The organism is Streptomyces sp. W16 (assembly GCF_033194735.1).
Taxonomy (GTDB): domain Bacteria; phylum Actinomycetota; class Actinomycetes; order Streptomycetales; family Streptomycetaceae; genus Streptomyces.
Genome location: NZ_JAWOAI010000137.1, coordinates 1 through 20,587, shown reverse-complemented (window position 1 = coordinate 20,587; position 20,587 = coordinate 1). Strand labels below are relative to the sequence as shown.

The 20,587-nt window shown below is 69.3% G+C and carries 15 protein-coding genes; 4 read left to right on the top strand and 11 right to left on the bottom strand.

The window, feature by feature from the left end; translation table 11 throughout:
- Positions 1-344: 344 nt before the first annotated feature.
- From R6V09_RS19910 to thyX, 3 genes are all read right to left on the bottom strand, one after another.
- Positions 345-2,030, bottom strand: coding sequence for a ribonuclease J (locus R6V09_RS19910; RefSeq protein WP_317882760.1), 1,686 nt, complete (start codon positions 2,028-2,030; stop codon positions 345-347).
- Between the two features lie 125 nt (positions 2,031-2,155).
- A complete protein-coding gene (gene dapA, locus R6V09_RS19905) occupies positions 2,156-3,055 on the bottom strand; it encodes a 4-hydroxy-tetrahydrodipicolinate synthase (RefSeq protein ID WP_317882759.1) in 900 nt (299 codons plus the stop codon).
- A 211-nt stretch (positions 3,056-3,266) separates the two neighbouring features.
- A complete protein-coding gene (gene thyX, locus R6V09_RS19900) occupies positions 3,267-4,007 on the bottom strand; it encodes an FAD-dependent thymidylate synthase (protein WP_317882758.1) in 741 nt (246 codons plus the stop codon).
- Positions 4,008-4,184: 177 nt separating this feature from the next.
- Between thyX and R6V09_RS19895 the strand changes: the two genes are divergently transcribed.
- Together R6V09_RS19895 and R6V09_RS19890 are read left to right on the top strand one after the other, a co-directional pair.
- On the top strand, positions 4,185-4,424 hold the full coding sequence (locus tag R6V09_RS19895) for a hypothetical protein (RefSeq protein ID WP_317882757.1): 240 nt from the start codon (positions 4,185-4,187) through the stop codon (positions 4,422-4,424).
- 125 nt (positions 4,425-4,549) lie between these two features.
- Positions 4,550-5,104, top strand: coding sequence for a hypothetical protein (locus R6V09_RS19890; protein WP_317882756.1), 555 nt, complete (start codon positions 4,550-4,552; stop codon positions 5,102-5,104).
- A 69-nt stretch (positions 5,105-5,173) separates the two neighbouring features.
- Here the strand turns inward: R6V09_RS19890 and R6V09_RS19885 are convergent, their stop codons facing one another.
- The 5 genes from R6V09_RS19885 to rpsO all read right to left on the bottom strand — a co-directional run bounded on the left by R6V09_RS19885 (position 5,174) and on the right by rpsO (position 10,652).
- Complete coding sequence (locus tag R6V09_RS19885) at positions 5,174-5,626, bottom strand: tetratricopeptide repeat protein (protein WP_317882755.1); 453 nt, start codon at positions 5,624-5,626, stop codon at positions 5,174-5,176.
- A gap of 10 nt (positions 5,627-5,636) precedes the next feature.
- Positions 5,637-6,389 (bottom strand): 4-hydroxy-tetrahydrodipicolinate reductase, encoded by a 753-nt coding sequence (gene dapB, locus R6V09_RS19880; protein WP_317882754.1) that lies wholly within the window; start codon positions 6,387-6,389, stop codon positions 5,637-5,639.
- 42 nt (positions 6,390-6,431) lie between these two features.
- Entirely contained in the window at positions 6,432-7,811 is a 1,380-nt protein-coding gene (locus tag R6V09_RS19875) for a M16 family metallopeptidase (protein WP_317882753.1), read from the bottom strand.
- Positions 7,808-10,030 (bottom strand): polyribonucleotide nucleotidyltransferase, encoded by a 2,223-nt coding sequence (locus R6V09_RS19870; RefSeq protein WP_262059230.1) that lies wholly within the window; start codon positions 10,028-10,030, stop codon positions 7,808-7,810. The genes R6V09_RS19875 and R6V09_RS19870 overlap by 4 nt, the downstream gene beginning before the upstream one ends.
- A 334-nt stretch (positions 10,031-10,364) precedes the next feature.
- Entirely contained in the window at positions 10,365-10,652 is a 288-nt protein-coding gene (gene rpsO / locus R6V09_RS19865) for a 30S ribosomal protein S15 (RefSeq protein ID WP_317882752.1), read from the bottom strand.
- A gap of 282 nt (positions 10,653-10,934) precedes the next feature.
- Between rpsO and R6V09_RS19860 the strand changes: the two genes are divergently transcribed.
- Positions 10,935-11,213: a DUF397 domain-containing protein gene (locus R6V09_RS19860; protein ID WP_317882751.1), complete on the top strand. Its 279-nt coding sequence runs from the start codon at positions 10,935-10,937 to the stop codon at positions 11,211-11,213.
- Between the two features lie 63 nt (positions 11,214-11,276).
- On the opposite strand, the gene eccD is transcribed toward R6V09_RS19860, so the two are convergent.
- Entirely contained in the window at positions 11,277-12,791 is a 1,515-nt protein-coding gene (gene eccD, locus R6V09_RS19855) for a type VII secretion integral membrane protein EccD (RefSeq protein ID WP_317882750.1), read from the bottom strand.
- Positions 12,792-13,141: 350 nt separating this feature from the next.
- Between eccD and eccCa the strand changes: the two genes are divergently transcribed.
- On the top strand, positions 13,142-17,116 hold the full coding sequence (eccCa, locus tag R6V09_RS19850) for a type VII secretion protein EccCa (RefSeq protein ID WP_317882749.1): 3,975 nt from the start codon (positions 13,142-13,144) through the stop codon (positions 17,114-17,116).
- 24 nt (positions 17,117-17,140) lie between these two features.
- Here eccCa and R6V09_RS19845 read toward each other — a convergent pair whose 3' ends face one another.
- Together R6V09_RS19845 and R6V09_RS19840 are read right to left on the bottom strand one after the other, a co-directional pair.
- Complete coding sequence (locus tag R6V09_RS19845; RefSeq protein WP_317882748.1) at positions 17,141-19,273, bottom strand: protein kinase domain-containing protein; 2,133 nt, start codon at positions 19,271-19,273, stop codon at positions 17,141-17,143.
- Between the two features lie 33 nt (positions 19,274-19,306).
- A partial coding sequence (locus R6V09_RS19840) for an outer membrane protein assembly factor BamB family protein (RefSeq protein ID WP_317882747.1) occupies positions 19,307-20,587 on the bottom strand: 1,281 nt, incomplete at its 5' end.

The window sequence follows — 20,587 nt, the reverse complement described above, 5'->3', positions numbered from 1 at the left end:
CTGTTGAGTTCTCAAGGAACGGACGCTTCCTTTGTACTCACCCTCTCGGGCTTTCCTCCGGGCTTTTCCCTTCGGTCTTGCGTTTCCGACTCTATCAGACCGTTTCCGGTTCCGATTTCCTCGGTGCTTTCCAGGTTTCCGCTTCCGCGTTTCCCTTTCCGGCGATCCCGACTTTATCAGAAGTTCTGAGTCGGAATTTCCTGCCCTCCGGGAGTGACTCCCGTACACGCGAAGTGTCCGGGTTCCCCCTCAGGCGGAGCCGTAAACGTACTGGAGCGGGCCGCCTCGATGCAAATCGAGGCGGCCCGCTCCAGGTTCACGCGTACGAGGGGGTCGTACGACGGTCAGACCTCCACGACGACCGGGAGGATCATCGGCCTGCGCCGATAGTTGTCGGAGACCCACTTGCCGAGCGTGCGGCGGATGAGTTGCTGCAGCTGGTGGGGCTCCACCACCCCGTCCTGGGCCGAGCGCTCCAGGACCTCCGTGATCCTCGGGACCACCTCCACGAAGGCGGAGTCGTCGATGCCGGAGCCGCGGGCCTGGATGTGCGGGCCCGCCGTGATCTTGCCGGTGGACGAGTCCACGACGACGAAGACCGAGATGATGCCCTCGTCTCCCAGGATCCTGCGGTCCTTCAGCGCGGGCTCGCCGACGTCGCCGACCGAGAGGCCGTCGACGTACACGTAACCGGCCTGGACCTTGCCCGAGATCTTTGCCTTGCCCTCGATGAGGTCGACGACCACGCCGTCCTCGGCGATGACGATCCGGTCGTGCGGGACGCCGGTGAGGGCGCCCAGTTCGGCGTTGGCCCGTAGGTGGCGCCATTCGCCGTGGACCGGCATCAGGTTCTTCGGCTTGCAGATGTTGTAGAAGTACAGCAGCTCGCCGGCCGAGGCGTGTCCGGAGACATGGACCTTGGCGTTGCCCTTGTGGATGACGTTGGCGCCCCAGCGGGTGAGGCCGTTGATCACCCGGTAGACGGCGTTCTCGTTGCCCGGGATGAGCGACGACGCCAGGATCACCGTGTCGCCCGCGACGATGCGGATCTGGTGGTCGCGGTTGGCCATGCGGGACAGTGCGGCCATCGGTTCGCCCTGCGAGCCCGTGCACACGAGGACGACCTCGCTGTCCGGGAGGTCGTCGAGCGTCTTGACGTCCACGACCAGGCCCGGCGGAACCTTGAGATAGCCGAGGTCACGCGCGATGCCCATGTTCCGGACCATCGAGCGGCCGACGAACGCGACCCTGCGGCCGTACTCGTGTGCCGTGTCCAGGATCTGCTGGATGCGGTGCACGTGGCTGGCGAAGCTCGCCACGATGATGCGCTTGCGGGCGCCCGCGAAGACCTGCCGCAGGACGTTGGAGATGTCGCGCTCGGGCGGGACGAATCCCGGGACCTCGGCGTTCGTCGAGTCGGCGAGGAGAAGGTCGATGCCTTCCTCGCTGAGTCGTGCGAACGCGTGTAGATCTGTCAGACGACCGTCCAGCGGCAACTGGTCCATCTTGAAGTCGCCGGTGTGGACGACCATGCCCGCGGGGGTGCGGATGGCTACCGCGAGGGCGTCCGGGATCGAGTGGTTGACCGCGACGAACTCACAGTCGAACGGACCGATGCGCTCGCGGTGCCCTTCGGCGACCTCAAGCGTGTACGGGCGGATGCGGTGCTCCTGGAGCTTCGCCTCGATCAGGGCGAGGGTCAGCTTGGAGCCGATCAGCGGAATGTCCGCCTTCTCACGAAGGAGGTACGGCACTCCGCCGATGTGGTCCTCGTGGCCGTGCGTGAGGACGATGCCGTCGATGTCGTCTAGGCGGTCCCTGATGGACGTGAAGTCCGGCAGGATCAGGTCGATTCCGGGCTGCTCCTCCTCGGGGAAGAGCACGCCGCAGTCGACGATCAGCAGACGGCCGCCGTATTCGAAGACCGTCATGTTTCGGCCGATTTCCCCGAGGCCGCCGAGTGGGGTGACCCTCAGGCCGCCTTCGGGGAGCTTCGACGGAGGGGCGAGTTCAGGATGCGGATGGCTCAAAAGACTCTCCTACCCATGCGCGCCACGTACCGGTGGGCACGTGGCGCGCATGACGTTCGTGCAAAAGCAGTTATTGGTGGGCTGCAGGCACCGAAGTCCTGCGTATTCAGTTGTGAAGTCTGTTGTCAGAGCTGTACCCCGCCGGCGGCAAGATCGATCTTGAGCTGGGCGATCTCCTCGGCCGAGCACTCGACCATCGGTGAACGCAGCGGTCCGGCGGGCAGTCCCTGCAGGGTGAGCGCGGCCTTGGTGGTCATGACGCCCTGGGTGCGGAACATGCCGGTGTAGACGGGCAGCAGCTTCTGGTGGATCTCGGTGGCCTTCTGGACGTCACCGGAGACGTACGCCTCCACGAGGGTGCGCAGCTCGGGTGTGACGACATGGCCGACGACCGAGACGAAGCCGACCGCGCCCACGGAGAGCAGCGGCAGGTTCAGCATGTCGTCGCCGGAGTACCAGGCCAGGCCGGTCCGGGCGATGGCCCAGCTGGCGCGGCCGAGATCGCCCTTGGCGTCCTTGTTGGCGACGATCCTGGGGTGCTCGGCGAGTCTGACCAGGGTCTCGGTGCCGATCGGGACGCCGCTGCGGCCGGGGATGTCGTAGAGCATGACCGGCAGTTCGGCGGCGTCGGCGACGGCCGTGAAGTGCCGGTACAAGCCCTCCTGCGGGGGCTTGTTGTAGTACGGCGTGACGACGAGCAGGCCGTGCGCGCCGGTGCGTTCGGCCGTGCGGGCGAGTTCGACGCTGTGATGGGTGTCATTGGTGCCGACGCCGGCGATGACGTGGGCGCGGTCGCCGACCGCTTCCAGTACGGCTCGTACGAGATCCGCTTTCTCCGCGTCGCTGGTGGTCGGGGACTCACCGGTGGTGCCGTTGATGACCAGGCCGTCGTTGCCTGCGTCCACCAGGTGGGTAGCGAGCCGCTGCGCGCCGTCGAGGTCGAGCGCGCCGTCCGCCGTGAAGGGCGTGACCATGGCGGTGAGGACCCGCCCGAAGGGGGTCTGCGGAGTGGAGGTCGGAGCCATGGGTAACACGCTACTCGCTGCTCAATGCGGGGTCTGCCCTCGGGGCAGGCGACAAGTCGTGACAAATATGGAGCCCGGCACTGCCTGCTCGGGGGTTCAAGCAGTGCCGGGTCCGTTTGATCAGGCTAGATGAACTTCTCCAAATGCCGCAATACGGACACTTCGCGCGGATGACCCGTACATGTGTGCCCGCTCGGCAAACAGAGGTGCGCTACGGGGCGACACGGCCGTTGGCATTGAAGGCGGAGTAGGTGAGCGGCATGAGCTTGGCCCACTGCTCCTCCATCTTCTCGCCGACCATCTCGATCTCCCGCTGCGGGAAGGACGGGACCTTCGCCAGCTCGTGCTGGGTGCGCAGACCGAGGAAGTGCATCAGCGAGCGGGCGTTGCACGTGGCGTACATCGAGGAGAAGAGGCCCACGGGGAGGACCGCGCGGGCGACTTCCCGGGCTACGCCCTGCGCAAGCATCTCCTGGTACGTCCGGTACGCCCGGCGGTACGACTCCTCCATGGATTGCTCCACGAAGTTGTGCTGCTCCGGAGTGCCTTCGACGAACACGTACTTGCCCGGTCGCCCCTGCTGGACGAGCTTGCGCGACGTGTCCGGCACGTAGAACACCGGCTGCAACTCCCGATAGCGTCCCGACTCCTCGTTGTACGACCAGCCCACCCGGTGTCGCATGAACTCGCGGAAGACGAAGATCGGGGCGCTGATGAAGAAGGTCATCGAGTTGTGCTCGAACGGGCTGCCATGCCGGTCCCGCATCAGGTAGTTGATCAACCCCTTGGAGCTCTCGGGATCCTTGCCCATCTCATCCAGGGACTGCTCGCCGACGGTCGACACGCGGGCCGCGAACAGCACATCGGAATCCGTCGCGGTGTGTTTGACCAGTTCGACGGTGACTTCGCTGCGGAGGTCGATCTTGAAATCGTCGTCGGAGGTGGAGGTCACTGTTCGGAGGATCCTTCCCAACTTGTGTCTTGGCGAGCGCCACTCTACGGCCCACCAAACGGGACGTTCACTGTCTTGACCGAGTGAAGTCGGTGAAACCGGGCACCTTTCGAGGCGTTCGCTCGTCTCTCTCATTGAGAGTCATCCGTTCGATCCCTGAAGGGAGATGCACCACCGATGTTCCGTGGACGCGAACCCGTCCCGTTCGCCTTCATCGCCGAGACCGACCGATTCCGCAGCAACGTCACCCCGCCACCCCGTGAGCGCGCGTCCGCCGGTCAGATAGCCGGGCGTTGGCTTCTGGGGCTCACCATCATCGCCGGAATCGTGGGCTCCCTGGTCCTCGGTATGCCTGCGCTGTCCCAGAACAACCTCTCGACACAGAACCAGCAGTCGCAGGCCGCCGACAACCGCTGACCTGGCAATTACCGGCCGCCGAGCTGACCATGACTCATCCGGACCCCCAATGGTGGTGACCGGGAACACGGCCGGATAGCCTCACCGGGCACAGCCCACGCATGGATTCAGTGAGGACACCAGCCGTGCCCCTGCCCTTCCTTACGGCCGACCGCGCATTCGAGGCCGCGGACGAGCTCGCGCTGCCGTTCGACGACCGCGACCGCTGGCGGCGCCCCTACCGGCCCGGACCGTGGCGCGTGGCGGCGTCGGCGCTCGTGCTGCTGCTCGCGTCGTACGTGCTCTTCGCCGCCGTCATCATCGCGTTGACCGGCTCGCGGTCCGAGGCCGGGGTGATCCTCGGTATCGCGGTGGCCGTCATTCTCTGTGCCCTGCGGTTGCTGCGGATGGGCGTATGGGTGAGCGCGCGCGGGCTGCGCCGGGTGCGGTTCCTGTTCACCCGTACGGTGCCGTGGGACCGGATCGTGGCCGTGCGGACGGTGCAGCAGCCGGTCCGCTGGCTCGGGCTGCCGCGCACGGTGCAGGGGCAGGCGCTGGTCCTCGTACGGAAGGATCGTGCTCCGGAGGACGTGCCCGCGCTGCTGACCACGCACGACATCGACTTCCTGGCGCGTGCCTCCGCCTTCGACCGGGCCGCCGATTCGGTCGAGGTGTGGTCCGACGAGTACCGGCGGAGCTGACCGACCAAAAGCAACGCGAAGGGGCCGGTCCACAGCGAGTGCGGACCGGCCCCTTCGGGGTACGGGTGTTCAGGCCTGGACGGGGCGGCCGTCGTGCAGGGCGATCGCGCGTTGCATGGCCTTGCGGGCGCGGGGGGTGTCGCGGGCGTCGTGGTAGGCGACGGCGAGGCGGAACCAGCTGCGCCAGTCGTCGGGGGCGTCTTCCGTCTCGGCCTTGCGCTTGGCGAAGACCTCGTCGGCGGAGTCCCGGTCGATACGGCCGCCGGGGGTGCGCCTCAACTCGTCGACGGGGAGGCCGCCTTCGGCGTCGAGGAGGGCGGCGAGGCGGTTGGCGTTGCGGACGAACTGGGTGTTCTTCCAGAGGAACCACACGCCGATAACCGGCAGGATCAGGACCGCGATCCCGAAGGTGACCGTGATGACCGTGCCCGACTGTATGAGCATGACGCCGCGGCTGCCGACCAGGACGAAGTAGAAGACCAGGACGGCGGCCGTGACGGCGTAGGTGAGTTTGGCGCGCATGTCGTGAGCCTCAGCCCAGGTCCAGGAAGTGTTCCAGGCCGAAGGTGAGGCCCGGGGTCGTCACCACGCGGCGCGCGCCGAGCAGGATGCCCGGCATGAAGCTGCTGTGGTGCAGGGAGTCGTGCCGGACGGTCAGGGTCTCGCCCTCGCCGCCCAGCAGGACCTCCTGGTGGGCGAGCAGGCCGCGCAGCCGGACGGCGTGCACCGGGATGCCGTCGACGTTCGCACCGCGCGCCCCGTCCAGGGCCGTCGTCGTGGCGTCCGGCGCGGGAGCCGAGCCGGCCTTCGCGCGGGCCTCGGCGATGAGCTGAGCCGTGCGCGTGGCGGTGCCGCTGGGGGCGTCCACCTTGTTCGGGTGGTGCAGTTCGATGACCTCGACCGACTCGAAGTAGGGCGCGGCGATCTGCGCGAACTTCATGGTCAGTACGGCCCCGATGGAGAAGTTGGGCGCGATGAGGACGCCCGTCTCCGGGGATGCCGCCAACCAGCCGTTCAGTTGCGCGAGGCGTTCGTCGGTCCAGCCCGTCGTGCCGACGACCGCGTGGATGCCGTGGTTCACGCAGTAGTCGAGGTTGTCCATCACCGAGGCGGGGGTGGTCAGTTCGACGGCGATCTGGGCACCGGACTCCGTGAGCGTCTCCAGTGAGTCGCCCCGGCCCAGGGCGGCCACCAGTTCCATGTCCTCGGCGGCCTCGACGGCTCGTACCGCCTCGGCACCGATACGGCCCTTGGCACCGAGGACCGCCACGCGCAGCTTGCTCATCGTTCTTGCTTCCTTACCGGATACGGGTTCCGACGGCGGGTGTTAGGCGACGGCGTCGTTCAGTCGGGCCGCCTGCTTGTCCTTGAGCGGGCCGATGACCGCCAGCGAGGGTCGCTGTCCCAGGATCTCGCGGGCGACCGCGCGGACCTCGTCCGGGGTGACCGACGCGATCCTGGCCAGCAGGTCGTCGACGGACATCTGCTCGCCCCAGCACAGCTCGCTCTTGCCGATGCGGTTCATCAACGCGCCCGTGTCCTCTAGGCCGAGGACGGTGGAGCCCTGGAGCTGGCCGACAGCGCGGCCGATCTCGTCGTCGGACAGGCCCTGTTCGGCGACCTGGTCGAGTTCGTCGCGGCAGATCTTCAGCACGTCGTGGACCTGCGAGGGCCTACAGCCCGCGTAGACGCCGAAGAGGCCGCAGTCGGCGAAGCCGGACGTGTACGAGTACACGCTGTAGGCCAGGCCGCGCTTCTCCCGGACCTCCTGGAAGAGGCGGGAGGACATGCCGCCGCCGAGGGCCGTGTTGAGGACCCCCAGCGCCCAGCGGCGCTCGTCCGTGCGGGCCAGGCCCGGCATGCCGAGAACGACATGGGCCTGCTCGGTCTTGCGGCCGATCAGCTCGACCTTGCCAGTGGAGCGCAGCACGCGGCGGCCGTCGCGCGGGGCGATGGGTGCCGCCTCGGGAGTGCGGAAGGCGCCCGCCTTGTCGAAGGCCGCGCGGACCTGTCGTACGACCTTGTCGTGGTCGATGTTGCCCGCGGCCGCGACCACGAGGTGGGTCGGGTCGTAGTGCTTCTTGTAGAAGCGGCGGATGCGGTCCGCGGTGAGGGCGTTGACGGTGTCGACCGTGCCGAGGACGGGGCGGCCGAGGGGGTTGTCGCCGAACATCGTGCGCGCGAACAGGTCGTGCACGCCGTCGCCCGGGTCGTCCTCCGTCATGGCGATCTCTTCGAGGATGGCGCCGCGCTCGACGTTGACGTCCTCCTCGCGGATCAGGGAGCCCGTCAGCATGTCGCAGACCACGTCGATGGCGAGCGGCAGGTCGGTGTCGAGCACGCGCGCGTAGTAGCACGTGTACTCCTTCGCGGTGAACGCGTTCATCTCGCCGCCGACCGCGTCGATCGCGGAGGAGATGTCCAGCGCGCTGCGCTTGTGCGTGCCCTTGAAGAGGAGGTGCTCCAGGTAGTGCGTGGCGCCGTTCAGGGACGGTGTCTCGTCGCGGGAGCCCACGTGTGCCCAGATGCCGAAGGTCGCGGAGCGGACCGAGGGCAGCGTCTCGGTGACGATGCGCAGGCCGCCCGGGAGGGTGGTCTTACGGACCGTGCCGATGCCGTTGGTGCCCTGGATGAGGGTTTGGGTACGGGCGACGGCCCGCGCCTCCGAGGAGGTGCGGGCCGTCGTCGTGGTGCTGGTCGACGTCACTTGTCGCCGTCGTCCTTCTTGTCGTCCTCGGCGTTCTCTTCACCCTCGATGACGGGGATCAGGGAGAGCTTGCCGCGGGAGTCGATCTCGGCGATCTCGACCTGGACCTTCTGGCCCACGCCGACCACGTCCTCGACGTTCTCCACGCGCTTGCCGCCGGCGAGCTTGCGGATCTGCGAGATGTGCAGCAGACCGTCCTTGCCCGGGAGCAGCGACACGAACGCGCCGAAGGTGGTGGTCTTGACGACCGTACCCAGGTAGCGCTCGCCGACCTCCGGCATGGTCGGGTTGGCGATGCCGTTGATCGTGGCGCGGGCGGCCTCGGCCTGCGAGCCGACCTGGGCACCGATGTAGATGGTGCCGTCGTCCTCGATCGTGATCTCGGCGCCGGTGTCCTCCTGGATCTGGTTGATCATCTTGCCCTTCGGGCCGATGACCTCGCCGATCTTGTCCACGGGGATCTTGACGGTGATGATCCGCGGGGCGTTCGGGGACATCTCGTCCGGCGTGTCGATCGCTTCCATCATCACGTCGAGGATGTGGAGGCGGGCGTCACGGGCCTGCTTGAGAGCGGCGGCCAGGACGGAGGCGGGGATGCCGTCCAGCTTGGTGTCGAGCTGGAGGGCGGTGACGAACTCCTTGGTGCCGGCGACCTTGAAGTCCATGTCGCCGAAGGCGTCCTCCGCACCGAGGATGTCGGTGAGGGCGACGTAGTGCGTCTCGCCGTTGATCTCCTGGGAGATCAGGCCCATGGCGATACCGGCGACGGGGGCCTTGAGGGGCACACCGGCGTTCAGCAGCGACATGGTGGAGGCGCAGACCGAGCCCATGGACGTCGAGCCGTTCGACCCGAGGGCCTCGGACACCTGACGGATCGCGTAGGGGAACTCCTCGCGCGTCGGGAGGACCGGGACCAGGGCGCGCTCGGCGAGCGCTCCGTGGCCGATCTCGCGGCGCTTGGGGGAGCCGACGCGGCCGGTCTCGCCCACCGAGTACGGCGGGAAGTTGTAGTTGTGCATGTAGCGCTTGCGGGTCACCGGGGAGAGGGTGTCCAGCTGCTGCTCCATGCGGAGCATGTTGAGGGTGGTGACGCCCAGGATCTGGGTCTCGCCACGCTCGAACAGCGCGGAGCCGTGCACGCGCGGGATGGCCTCGACCTCGGCGGCCAGGGTGCGGATGTCGGTGACACCGCGGCCGTCGATGCGCTTCTTCTCCTTGATGACGCGCTCACGGACCAGGGACTTGGTCAGCGAGCGGTACGCGGCGGAGATCTCCTTCTCGCGGCCCTCGAACTCCGGGAGGAGCTTCTCGGCGGCGAGACCCTTGACGCGGTCCAGCTCGGCCTCGCGGTCCTGCTTGCCGGCGATGGTCAGCGCGGAGGCGAGCTCCGGGCGGACGGCGGCGGTGAGGGCCTCCAGGACGTCGTCCTGGTAGTCGAGGAAGATCGGGAACTCGCCGGTCGGCTTGGCGGCCTTCGCGGCGAGGTCGGCCTGCGCACGGCAGAGCACCTTGATGAAGGGCTTCGCGGCGTCCAGACCGGAGGCGACGACCTCCTCGGTCGGCGCCTCGGCGCCGCCCTGCACGAGCTGGATGGTCTTCTCAGTGGCCTCGGCCTCGACCATCATGATCGCGACGTCGCCGTCCTCCAGGACGCGACCGGCGACGACCATGTCGAAGACGGCGTCCTCAAGCTCGGTGTGCGTCGGGAACGCGACCCACTGGCCGTTGATCAGCGCGACGCGGACGCCGCCGACCGGGCCGGAGAAGGGCAGACCGGCCAGCTGCGTGGACGCGGAGGCGGCGTTGATCGCCACGACGTCGTACAGGTGGTCGGGGTTGAGCGCCATGATCGTGGCGACGACCTGGATCTCGTTGCGCAGGCCCTTCTTGAAGGACGGGCGCAGCGGGCGGTCGATCAGGCGGCAGGTGAGGATCGCGTCCTCGGACGGCCGGCCCTCACGGCGGAAGAAGCTGCCGGGGATCTTGCCGGCGGCGTACATCCGCTCCTCGACGTCCACCGTGAGGGGGAAGAAGTCGAGCTGGTCCTTGGGGTTCTTGGAGGCGGTGGTGGCCGACAGCACCATGGTGTCGTCGTCCAGGTACGCCACGGCGGAGCCTGCGGCCTGCTTGGCCAGGCGGCCCGTCTCGAAGCGGATGGTGCGGGTGCCGAAGGAGCCGTTGTCAATGACGGCCTCGGCGTAGTGGGTCTCGTTCTCCACTAGCGTTTTCTCCGTTACTTGTCGTCTTTCGTCCCTCCCCGCCCGTGTGGCGGGGGGACGGTGGCGGAGAAGCGCTGTCTGGTGCGGGCCGGTCTTCGATCGAAGCACCCGGGTTTCCTGCCCGGGGGCCACTACCGAGGACCGGCGGCTGCGAGGCGCGCTTCTCCTCGTTCGTTTCGTACGTTGTCGTGCTGTCGTGCGTTGTCGTGCTGTGTCGTGCGTATTGCGTTGTGCTACCACACTACAAAGCGGCAGTGACACTCCGCACGTTTCCGCACAAACGGCAAAGGGAGCGGCTCCCGATCGTTTCGGGACCCGCTCCCCTCACGGCGTCTTACTTGGCGCCCGCCGCACCGCGGCGGATGCCCAGGCGGTCGACCAGCGCACGGAAGCGCTGGATGTCCTTCTTGGCCAGGTACTGCAGCAGCCGGCGGCGCTGACCGACCAGGATCAGCAGACCACGACGGGAGTGGTGGTCGTGCTTGTGGGTCTTGAGGTGCGCCGTCAGGTCCGAGATACGGCGCGAGAGCATGGCGACCTGGACCTCGGGGGAGCCGGTGTCGCCCTCCTTCTGACCGAACTCGGTGATGAGCTGCTTCTTCGTAGCGGCGTCGAGCGACACGCGTACTCCTCGTAGTCTGAGATGTGCCACCGAGTGCCCCTGGTCCACTTCTCAGGGGAGCTTCCGTAACTCGGGAGGCGGGATCCGCTGGGCGCGGCCTCCGGAGCGGTGAGCTCCAGGGGTGCGTACACAAACGGCCGCTACACAGCGTACCAGCCTGGGGGGACACCTCGGTCCAGCTCTGTGAAGGGCCCTGACCGGGGCGGATACGGCCACTAGGGTGATCTGCATCTACGTGTAGACGTAGATCACGTCGGTTCGTCGGGAAGGGGTCGCTTCGCCATGGCGGAGACGGAGCAGGAGATCAAGGCACGCAAGGAGCGGGAGCGGGACGAGCTGTACGCCCTCGACATCTCGGGCGTGGAGTGGCGCAGCGCGCCGGGCACGGAGGAGCACGAGGAGCGCGTCGAGATCGCCGACCTGCCCGACGGGGCGGTGGCCATGCGCTCGTCGCTCGACCCGGACACCGTGCTGCGGTACACGGAGGCGGAGTGGACGGCCTTCGTGCTGGGCGCCCGGGACGGCGAGTTCGATCTGGAGCCGGCTCCGGAGGAGCAGTAGTCGTACACAAAGGAAAAGGGGCTGCACGCACGCGTGCCGCCCCTTTCCCATGTCTACGTTTCTTCAGCTGGTCATCGCCCGTGCCCGCGCGTACACGTCGAAGACGGCCAGGGACAGCGGGATCAGGGTGAGCAGGACGAAGCTCTCGGCGATCTCCAGGAAGCGGCCCCAGAAGGGGGTGACTCCGCGCTTCGGGGTGATCAGTCCGACGGCGGTGACCAGCGCGGTGGACGCTGCTACGGCCGCCGCGAGCCAGACACTGCGGATGTCCAGGGAGTTCGGGTCGCCGAGGAACGCGTCCCGCACGTACGCGTGCGGCGGGTTCAGGGCGAGGCCGAGGCCCAGGAAGACGAGAGCGGCGAGGCCCGCGGCGAGGGTGGCGCCGACCTGGGCGGTGTAGCGGAACAGGTGGGCGCGCATCAGCATCGCGACGCCGGTGGCGAGGGCGAGGAGCTGCGCCCAGGTGTTGCTGGAGAAGCCGAGGACGATCGAGGCGCCGACGGAGACGAGGGCGCAGCCGCCGACCAGGCCGACGAGGAGTTCGTGGCCGCGGCGGGCACGGGCCGCGATGCGTTCGGCGTCGACGGGCTCCTGGGCCACGGGTTCGCCGTCGCCGTAGCCGCCGCGGTTGGGGTGGGGCGGTTCGAAGCCGATGGGCAGGCGGGCGAAGCGCATGGACAGGCCCGGCAGGAAGGCGAGCGCGCATACGGAGAGCGGGGCGCAGACGGCGGCCGTCTCGATGGGCTTCAGGTGGGTGAGCATCGCGACGAACGTCGTCAACAGGCCGATGGCGGAGGCGAAGACGAAGGCCACGAAGGGGCCGTCTCCGCCGGGTGACACCAGGGTGAGGACCACGGCGGCGACGAGGACGGCGGCGCAGGCCAGCAGGAACTGGAGCCGTCCGATGCCTTCTCCTTCGGAGAAGGGGAGCAGTCCGGAGCCCGCCACGGCGATGTTCGGGAGCGCGCCCAGGCCCAGGGCGACCGCCGAGCCCCGGTCGTCGTACACACGTGCGCGTACGCAGGCGATGGTGACGAGGAGGATGCCGGCGAGGCCGGCGACGATGCCCTGGAGGCTGTTCATGTCGTGGTGGATCTGGGAGCTCCAGGCCACGAACGCGAGCAGCGCGGGCAGGATTGCGCCCGCGACGAGACCGGCGGCGCGCGTCAACTCGCCGTTCCACAGGGCACGGTCACGGGTGACGGCGGCGGCGACCGCTTCGGAGACGTCGTCGTAGACGGCCGGCGGCAGCGAGTCGGCGAAGGGGCGCAGGGTGAGCAGTTCGCCGTCGAGGATGCGCTGTGCGGCGAAGGAGCGGGCGCCGTCGAGGACGGTGCCGTCGCGGCGTACGAGGTGGTAGCCGACGGGGGCGCCCTCGGCGAGGCTCTGCTGGGACAGCCGCAGGATCTCGGGGTACAGGTCGGCGACCGGTACGTCGTCGGGCAGGGCCACGTCGATCCGGCTGTCGGGCGCCACGATGGTGACCCGGCAGAAGCCGAAGCCCATGCCCGCCCCGGAAGAGGCTCCGGTGCCCGTTCCGCCGGTCGCGCCGGTCGGCGCGGAGGCCGTGATGCTCACCTGCTGTTCCCCCTTGTCAGTGACGGACGGTCCGCAAAGCTGCCGCGCGCGTCCAGCGTGTAGTTCCGCCGTAAAGATCCTGTGCAGGTCGCGCCGTGCCACCCGTCCCGTCGGTCGACCGCGCCGTCGCGCCCGGCACTCAACGGGATCCGACGGGATCCGCCCGCCGCGAACACTGCGGTTTTGCCCGGTTTTCCCGGAACGATTCGCAACTGCTCACACGTCTCACGGGCACCCTACCGCCCGCCGTTGTCAGTGGTTGTCAGTAGGATCGCGCAGTGCGGATCGGCGTCCGCCCGACACGGGGCGGCGGACGAAACAACTCGGTCCGGCAAGGGAATTGGTGCGTAGTGAGCCAGATCGTCGTCAAACGCCCGCCGAGGTCGCTGCCGAAGGAAGTGCCCACGGACGAGGTCATGCTGCAGGCTCCGCCGGAGCTGCCGCGCGGCCAGCAGGAGGGCGCCATGATGCAGCTCCTGCCCATGCTCGGCATGGGCGGGTCGGTGGTGTTCTTCTTCAACCCCAGTGCCCAGCCGTTCATGAAGATCATGGGCATGGTGATGATCGCGTCCACGGTCGCGATGGGCGTCTCGATGCTGGTCCGCTACCGCCGGGGCAACCAGGGGCAGATGGCCGACATGCGCCGTGACTATCTGCGCTATCTGTCGCAGACCCGGCGTACGGCCCTGGAGACCGCGCGCTCCCAGCGCGACGCCCAGTACTACCTGCACCCTTCGCCGGAGCAACTGTGGGCGTTGGTCGCCGAGGGCAGCCGGGTCTGGGAACGCCGCACGAACGACGAGGACTTCGGACAGGTGCGGGTCGGCCTCGGTCCGCAGGGTCTCGCCACTCCCCTGATCCCGCCGGACACCGCCCCGGTCGACGAGCTGGAGCCGCTGACCGCGGGCGCGATGCAGCGTTTCCTGGCCACGCACAGCACTCTTGAGGACCTGCCGATGGCGGTCTCGCTGCGCGCCTTCTACCACGTGACGATCAGCGGCGAACCGGCCACCGTGCGCGGCACCGCGCGCGCCGTCGCCGCCTCCCTCGCCTCGATGCACTCCCCCGAGGACCTCGTCATCGCCGTCGCCACCGGGCGCGAGTCGGTGCCCGAGTGGGAGTGGGCCAAGTGGCTCCCCCACGCGCAGGCGCCGGGTCTCGCGGACGGCGCGGGCAGCATGCGCCTGATCGCCACCGACCCGATGGAGCTGGAGGAGATGCTCACGGACCGGCTCCAGGGCCGTCCGCGTTTCCACCCGGCCGGAGCGCCGGTGCCCGAACAGCCTCATCTGGTGGTCGTGTTGGACGGCGTCTCCCTGCCGCCGACCTCCTTCCTGGCGAGCCCGGAGGGCCTCCAGGGGGTGACGATCGTCGAAGTCGTGCCCGGCGACCTCAGCAGCGGCCGGGGCGACCTCTCTGTCGTCGTGCACCCGAAGGAACTCCGCCTGGAGTCGGGCCACGGCATGGTCTACGAAGGCACGCCCGACGTGCTGTCGTACGAGGCCGCCGAGGCGCTGGCCCGGCAACTGGCGCCACTGCGCATGGTGTCGGGCGGTGACGACGACGAACCGCTGCTCGCCAACCTGGAGTTCACGGATCTGCTGAACCTGGGCGACGCGGCCTCCGTGGACCCGAAGCGGACCTGGCGCCCGCGCTCGACGGCGGAGCGGCTGCGGGTTCCGATCGGGCTCGGCGAGGACGGCCGGCCCGTGATGCTCGACCTCAAGGAGGCGGCCCAGGAGGGCATGGGCCCGCACGGCCTGTGTGTCGGCGCCACCGGTTCCGGCAAGTCGGAGCTGCTGCGCACGCTGGTCCTCGGTCTCGCGGTCACCCACTCCTCGGAGACGCTGAACTTCGTCCTCGCGGACTTCAAGGGCGGTGCGACCTTCGCCGGGATGGCGCAGATGCCGCATGTGGCAGCCGTGATCACCAACCTGGCCGACGACCTGACGCTCGTCGACCGTATGGGTGACTCGATCCGCGGTGAGTTGAACCGCCGCCAGGAGATGCTCCGCGACGCGGGCAACTACGCCAACATCCACGACTACGAGAAGGCGCGCGCCGCGGGTGCCCCCCTGCAGCCCGTCCCGTCGCTCGTCCTGGTGATCGACGAGTTCAGCGAACTCCTCACCGCCAAGCCGGACTTCATCGAGATGTTCGTGCAGATCGGCCGCATCGGCCGTTCGCTGGGTGTGCATCTGCTGCTGGCCTCGCAGCGCCTGGAGGAGGGCCGGCTGCGCGGCCTGGAGACCTATCTGTCGTACCGGATCGGTCTGCGCACGTTCTCGGCGGCCGAGTCGCGAGCCGCGCTCGGCGTGCCGGACGCCTACGAACTGCCGAACGTGCCGGGTTCCGGCTTCCTGAAGTACGGCACCGACGAGATGGTCCGCTTCAAGGCGGCGTACGTCTCCGGGGTGTACCGCACCGGTTCGCAGCAGGCCGCCGCGCTCGGCGGACCGCTCCCGGTGGACCGCAGGCCCGTGCTGTTCACGGCCGCGCAGGTGCCGGTGCAGTACGCGCCCGTGCCGCGTCAGCGTCAGGCGGAGACGCCGGACGAGAAGGACGACGCGCTCGCCGACACCGTGCTCGACGTGATCGTGCGGCGGCTTGAGGCGCAGGGTCCGGCCGCCCACCAGGTGTGGTTGCCCCCGCTGGACAGCCCGCCGTCGCTCGACTCCCTGCTGCCCGGACTCGCCGCGGTGCCGGGGCGGGGCATGACCCAGCCCGGCTACGGGGCCGCCGGCCGGCTCGTCGTCCCGGTCGGCCTGGTCGACAAGCCGTACGAGCAGCGGCGCGACCCGCTGTGGACCGACTTCGGCGGCGCGGCCGGCCATATGCAGATCCTCGGCGGTCCGCAGTCCGGCAAGTCGACGCTGCTGCGCTCGCTCATCGCGTCGTTCGCGCTCACCCACACCCCGCGCGAAGTGCAGTTCTACGCACTGGACTTCGGCGGTGGCGGCCTGTCGGCGGTGGCCGGTCTGCCGCATGTGGGCGGGGTGGCCTCCCGGCTCGACCCGGAGAAGGTCCGGCGTACGGCGGCCGAGGTCTACGGCGTGATGACCCGCCGCGAGGAGTACTTCCGTACGGCCGGGATCTCCTCGATCGCCGAGTTCCGCGCCCGCCGCGCGCGGGGCGACATCTCGGTGGCCGACCAGCCCTGGGGTGACGTCTTCCTCGTCATCGACGGCTGGGGCAACTTCCGTACGGACTACGAGGCGTTGGAACCGCTGGTGCTGGACATCGCGGCCCGCGGCCTCGGTTACGGCATCCATGTGGTCCTCACCGCTTCGCGCTCCATGGAGGTCCGCGCGAACATGAAGGACCACCTGATGAACCGTCTGGAGCTGCGGCTCGGCGACCCGATGGACTCGGAGTTCGACCGCAAGGTCGCGGCCAACGTGCCCACGGGTGTGCCCGGTCGGGGCCAGACCCCGCAGAAGCAGCACTTCATGGCGGCGGTCCCGCGTATCGACGGTCTGTCCTCGGACACGGACCTCGCGGAGGCGACGACGGCCCTCACGGCGGAGGTCGCCCGGCACTGGCAGGAGCCGGGCGCGCCCGAAGTCCGGCTGCTGCCTAGGGAGTTCGCGGCGACCCAGCTGCCGCCCGGCGACCTCTTCCCGAACCGGGGCATCTCCTTCGCCCTCGACGAGGACAACTTGGAGCCGGTGTTCGTCGACTTCGACCAGGACCCGTTCTTCCTGGTCTTCGGCGAGAGCGAGTCCGGCAAGTCGAACCTGCTCAAGCTGCTGATCAAGCGCCTCGGCGAGCGCTACGACGGCAACGCGTGCAAGCTGTTCGTGGTCGACAACCGGCGTTCCCTGCTGGGTGTGACCCCGCCCTCGCACCTGGCCGAGTACATCCCCATGTCGAACCAGATGCAGCACCACATGGACGCGCTGGTCGACCTGATGCAGCGCCGGACACCGACGTCCGACGTCACGCCGCAGCAGCTCCGGGACCGGAGTTGGTGGCGGGGTCCGCAGGTCTTCGTGATCATCGACGACTACGACCTGGTGTCCACGTCGAGCGGCAACCCGCTTTCGGGGCTGACGGAACTCCTGCCGTTCGCCCGGGATGTAGGCGTGCGCTTCATCATCGCCCGCTCCACGGCGGGTGCGGGGCGCGCCGGTTACGAGTCGTTCATGCAGCGGATGAAGGAACTCGGCGCCCAGGGCGTGGTGTTGGCGGGCGACCCGGCCGAGGGCGACCTGCTGGGCGGGGTCAGGCCGCGGCCGATGCCCGCCGGGCGGGGCGTGTTCGTGTCCCGGAAGCGGGGGAAGCCGCTGGTCCAGATCGGACGGGTCCCGGACGGCGACGAGTAAGGCCCGGGTGAACCGACGGGTTCCTCAGAACGTGGTGAGGGCGACGACCGTGCTGCCGTGCATGAGGAAGACCCGGTTTCCGTCGGCGGCCAGGCGGGTGTAGTCGGTACGGGGGAACTCGTACCGCCACAGCCTCCCCCCGTCGATCGCGTTCGCGGCGTCGAGCTCCATGGGCTCGGTCTGCACCACGCTCTTGTCGATCGACCAGACCGCGTGCCCCTGCGGCAGCGCACGGCCGGCGTAGAGAGCCGTGCCCGCGGAGTCGGAGTAGCCGGACCACAGCTGCCGGCCGTCGCGCGGGTCCAGACGTCTGGGATAGATGCCCTCCGTGGCGTAAAGCCTGCTCCCGGAGACCGTCACCGGCCCCCATCGCTCCCGGTAGAGGTCCCCGTGGGGCTTGGCGCTCCAGATCCGCTCGCCGTCACCGATCCGCACCGCGTCCAGGGTTTTGCCGCCGAGGTACACGGTGTCGCCCCGGACGGTCGGCCGGACCCCGACGACGACATGGTCGAGGCGATTCCACGCCATCCGGCCGTTGCTCGTGTCGACCGCCAGGAAGTTGCCGTCGGTCGTCCCCATGACCATCCGGCCCGGGCCGACGGCAGCCGGGGCGAACACCTTCTTGCGGAAGTCGGCCGGTACCGTCGCCGTCCACCCGACCTTCGCGTCCGCGCGGCGCACGCTGCGCAGCCGGTCGTCCTTGGTGATGACGTACACCGACTCCGCGTCGGCGGCGAGGAGTTGTGCCGCCTCGGCCGCCGGGCAGGTCCACTTGGCTTCTCCGGTGGACGGGACGTACGTACGCAGCGCGCCCTGGCTGTCCGTGCCCACGACCAGCCGGTCGGAGAGCGACAGATAACCGCTCTTCGTCACGACGCGGGGCGCGCTCCAGCGGCGTTTGCCGTCCTTGACGCCGTGGGCCACGATGCCGCCGCTCGCGGCGCCGAACACGAGGACGTCCCGCACCGGCAGCAGATACGGCGAGTAGACGTCCGCGGCGTTCTCCAGCGTCCAGAGGCCGGTGGGCCGGCCCAGAGAGCCGGAGACCTTGTCGGCGACGACGGCCATCTTCGCCGTGGGGGTGGGCACCGCCGGCGGGACGGTGAAGGGGCTGTTCGTCAGACGGGCGCTCGTACCGCCGCCGCCTCCCGTGCCGAGCAGCCAGGCCGTCGTACCGCCCCCGGCGGCGACCACCACACCCGTGGTGGACAGTCCGGTGAGCAGCCGCCGCCGCGTCAACGCCCGTCTGGCGCCCGGCAGTTGGGTGGACACGTCGGTGGTCATGCGGGCGGCGCCGGTCTCGCGGTCCTTGATGGCGTCGGCGAGCCGTCCCCGCTTCCAGGCCCGGTCGGCACGCTTGGGTACGTCCATCACCCGCACGATGTCGGCGAGTTCGGGACGCTCCGCCGGGTCCTTGGCGAGGCAGGGCTCGACCAGTGCCCTCAACTGCGGCTTCACGCCGTCGAGTCGAGGCTCCCCGTGGACGACCGCGTACTGCACGACGGCCACATGGGAGCCCTCGAAGGTGCGCTTTCCGGTGATCGCGTAGGCGAGTACCGCGCCCAGCGAGAACACGTCCGCGGCGGGGGTCACGCGCCGGCCGAGCACCTGCTCGGGGGCGCCGTAGCCCGGGGTGACGGGGGCCTGGCCGGTGGTGGTGAGAGTCAGTCCGTGTTCGGGGCGGGCGATGCCGAAGTCGATGACGCGTGGCCCGTCCGAGGTGAGCACGATGTTCGGCGGCTTGAGATCGCGGTGGATGAAGCCCGCCGCGTGGATGTCGGCGAGGGTGTCCGCCAGGGAGGCGCCCAGGGCGCGCAGCGCGGGCTCGGTGAGCGGGCCGTGCGCCTCGACCGCCTCGGCCAGGGTGAGCCCGGCGAGGAACTCGCTGGCGATCCACGGCCGCGTCCCCTCGGTGCGTGCCTCCAGTACGGCGGCAACTCCCTTGCCGCGCACGGCCTGTGCGGCCTGCGCCTCCCGGACGAAACGCTGGGCGAGCTCGGTGTCGTAGGCGAGTTCGGGGCGTAGCACCTTGACCGCGGCGAGGGTGCCGGGGCCGTCCTGGCCGAGGTAGACCTTGCCCATGCCGCCTTCGCCGATGACGCCGAGCAGACGGTAGGGACCGAGGCGGATCGGGTCACCGGTGCCGAGAGGGTTCATCGTGGGTGTCCTTCTGCGGGTGGAGCGCGGCGGTCACCTGAGCGGGTAGGCGGACAACCGGTCGTCGTCCACGGCGAGGACCAACCGGGCCTCCGGGTACGCGTGGAAGTGTTTTCCGGTTGTTCGGTACGTAAGTACGGTTCTGTGGTCCGCGAGGTTCACCGCCCTCAGTTGCAGCCCGTTCCGGTAATACGCGTAGCGGGTGCCGACTACCGGCTGCCAGAGGGTGTAGGCCTCCGTCGCCTCGGTGGTCGCCTCGGTCCACAGGACCTTGCCCGTCGCGGCGTCGAGCGCCGTGAGCCCGATGCCCGACCCGACGGTGTACACCACGCCCTTCGCCGGCGTCGGCGGGCCGTAGATCTTCCCGGCCTCGGTGGCCCACGCCGGTGCGCCGTCGCTCAGTCGCAGCGCCCGCAACGGGGAACCGCCGAGGTAGAGATACCTCTCGTCGACGGCCAACTCGCCGCGGATCGCGTCGGGATCACTGACGTTGTACGGCGTGTCCCACAGGACCGCTCCGCTGCGGATGTCCCGTACGACGAGCTGCGTCTGCGTCTCCGCCGTCGCCTGGAGGGTCACCAGGCGCTCGCCGACGACCCTCGCGGCGACGAAGTGCAGCCGTCGGCTCCCGCTCGACCGCTGCGGCAGGGTCTGCGTCCAGAGCGTCCGGCCGGTTCCGAGGTCGACGGCGCGCAGCGTCCAGGTCTGTGCGGGCAGGAAGCCCTTGTCCGCCGGGACCTGCCCCTGGCCCACCGACACGTACGCGATGTCGCCGAAGACGCAGAGGAGTTGGTTCGGTACGAGGGTGGGCGTGGCATTCGTGAGGACGGCCGGGGTCGGCCGCACGGCGTCCGCGCCGTCGTTCCAGGTGTCGACCGACACCGACTCCCCTGCCTGGGCGGGGTCGTGACCGAGCAGGTACAACTGCCCTTCCTGTACGGCCGTCTGCCACCAGTTGGCCGTGACGCGCACCTCGCCCTGCACCCGCCCGGTGGTGGGCGCGAGGCGTTCGGCGGTCGCGTTCAGCGGCAGCCAGATCGACCCGTCGGCCTGATACGGCACGACCAGGCCCCAGCCCAGCACGTCGAGGTCCTTGCCGCCGTACTGCCACAGCGGTTCGAGGTTGCGCGTCTGCGGGGTCGCCTTCGCGGCGGGAGTGGTGGTGTGCTCACGCCCCCGGTACCACCAGACGCCACCCGCGGCGGCGGTCGCCGCGAGCACCCCGCTCACGGCGAGGAGCCCACGGCGCGAGGGACCGGACACCGACGTGACGTCCGTGGTGCCGTCCTCGGCCGCCGGGGCGGGCAGCCGCGG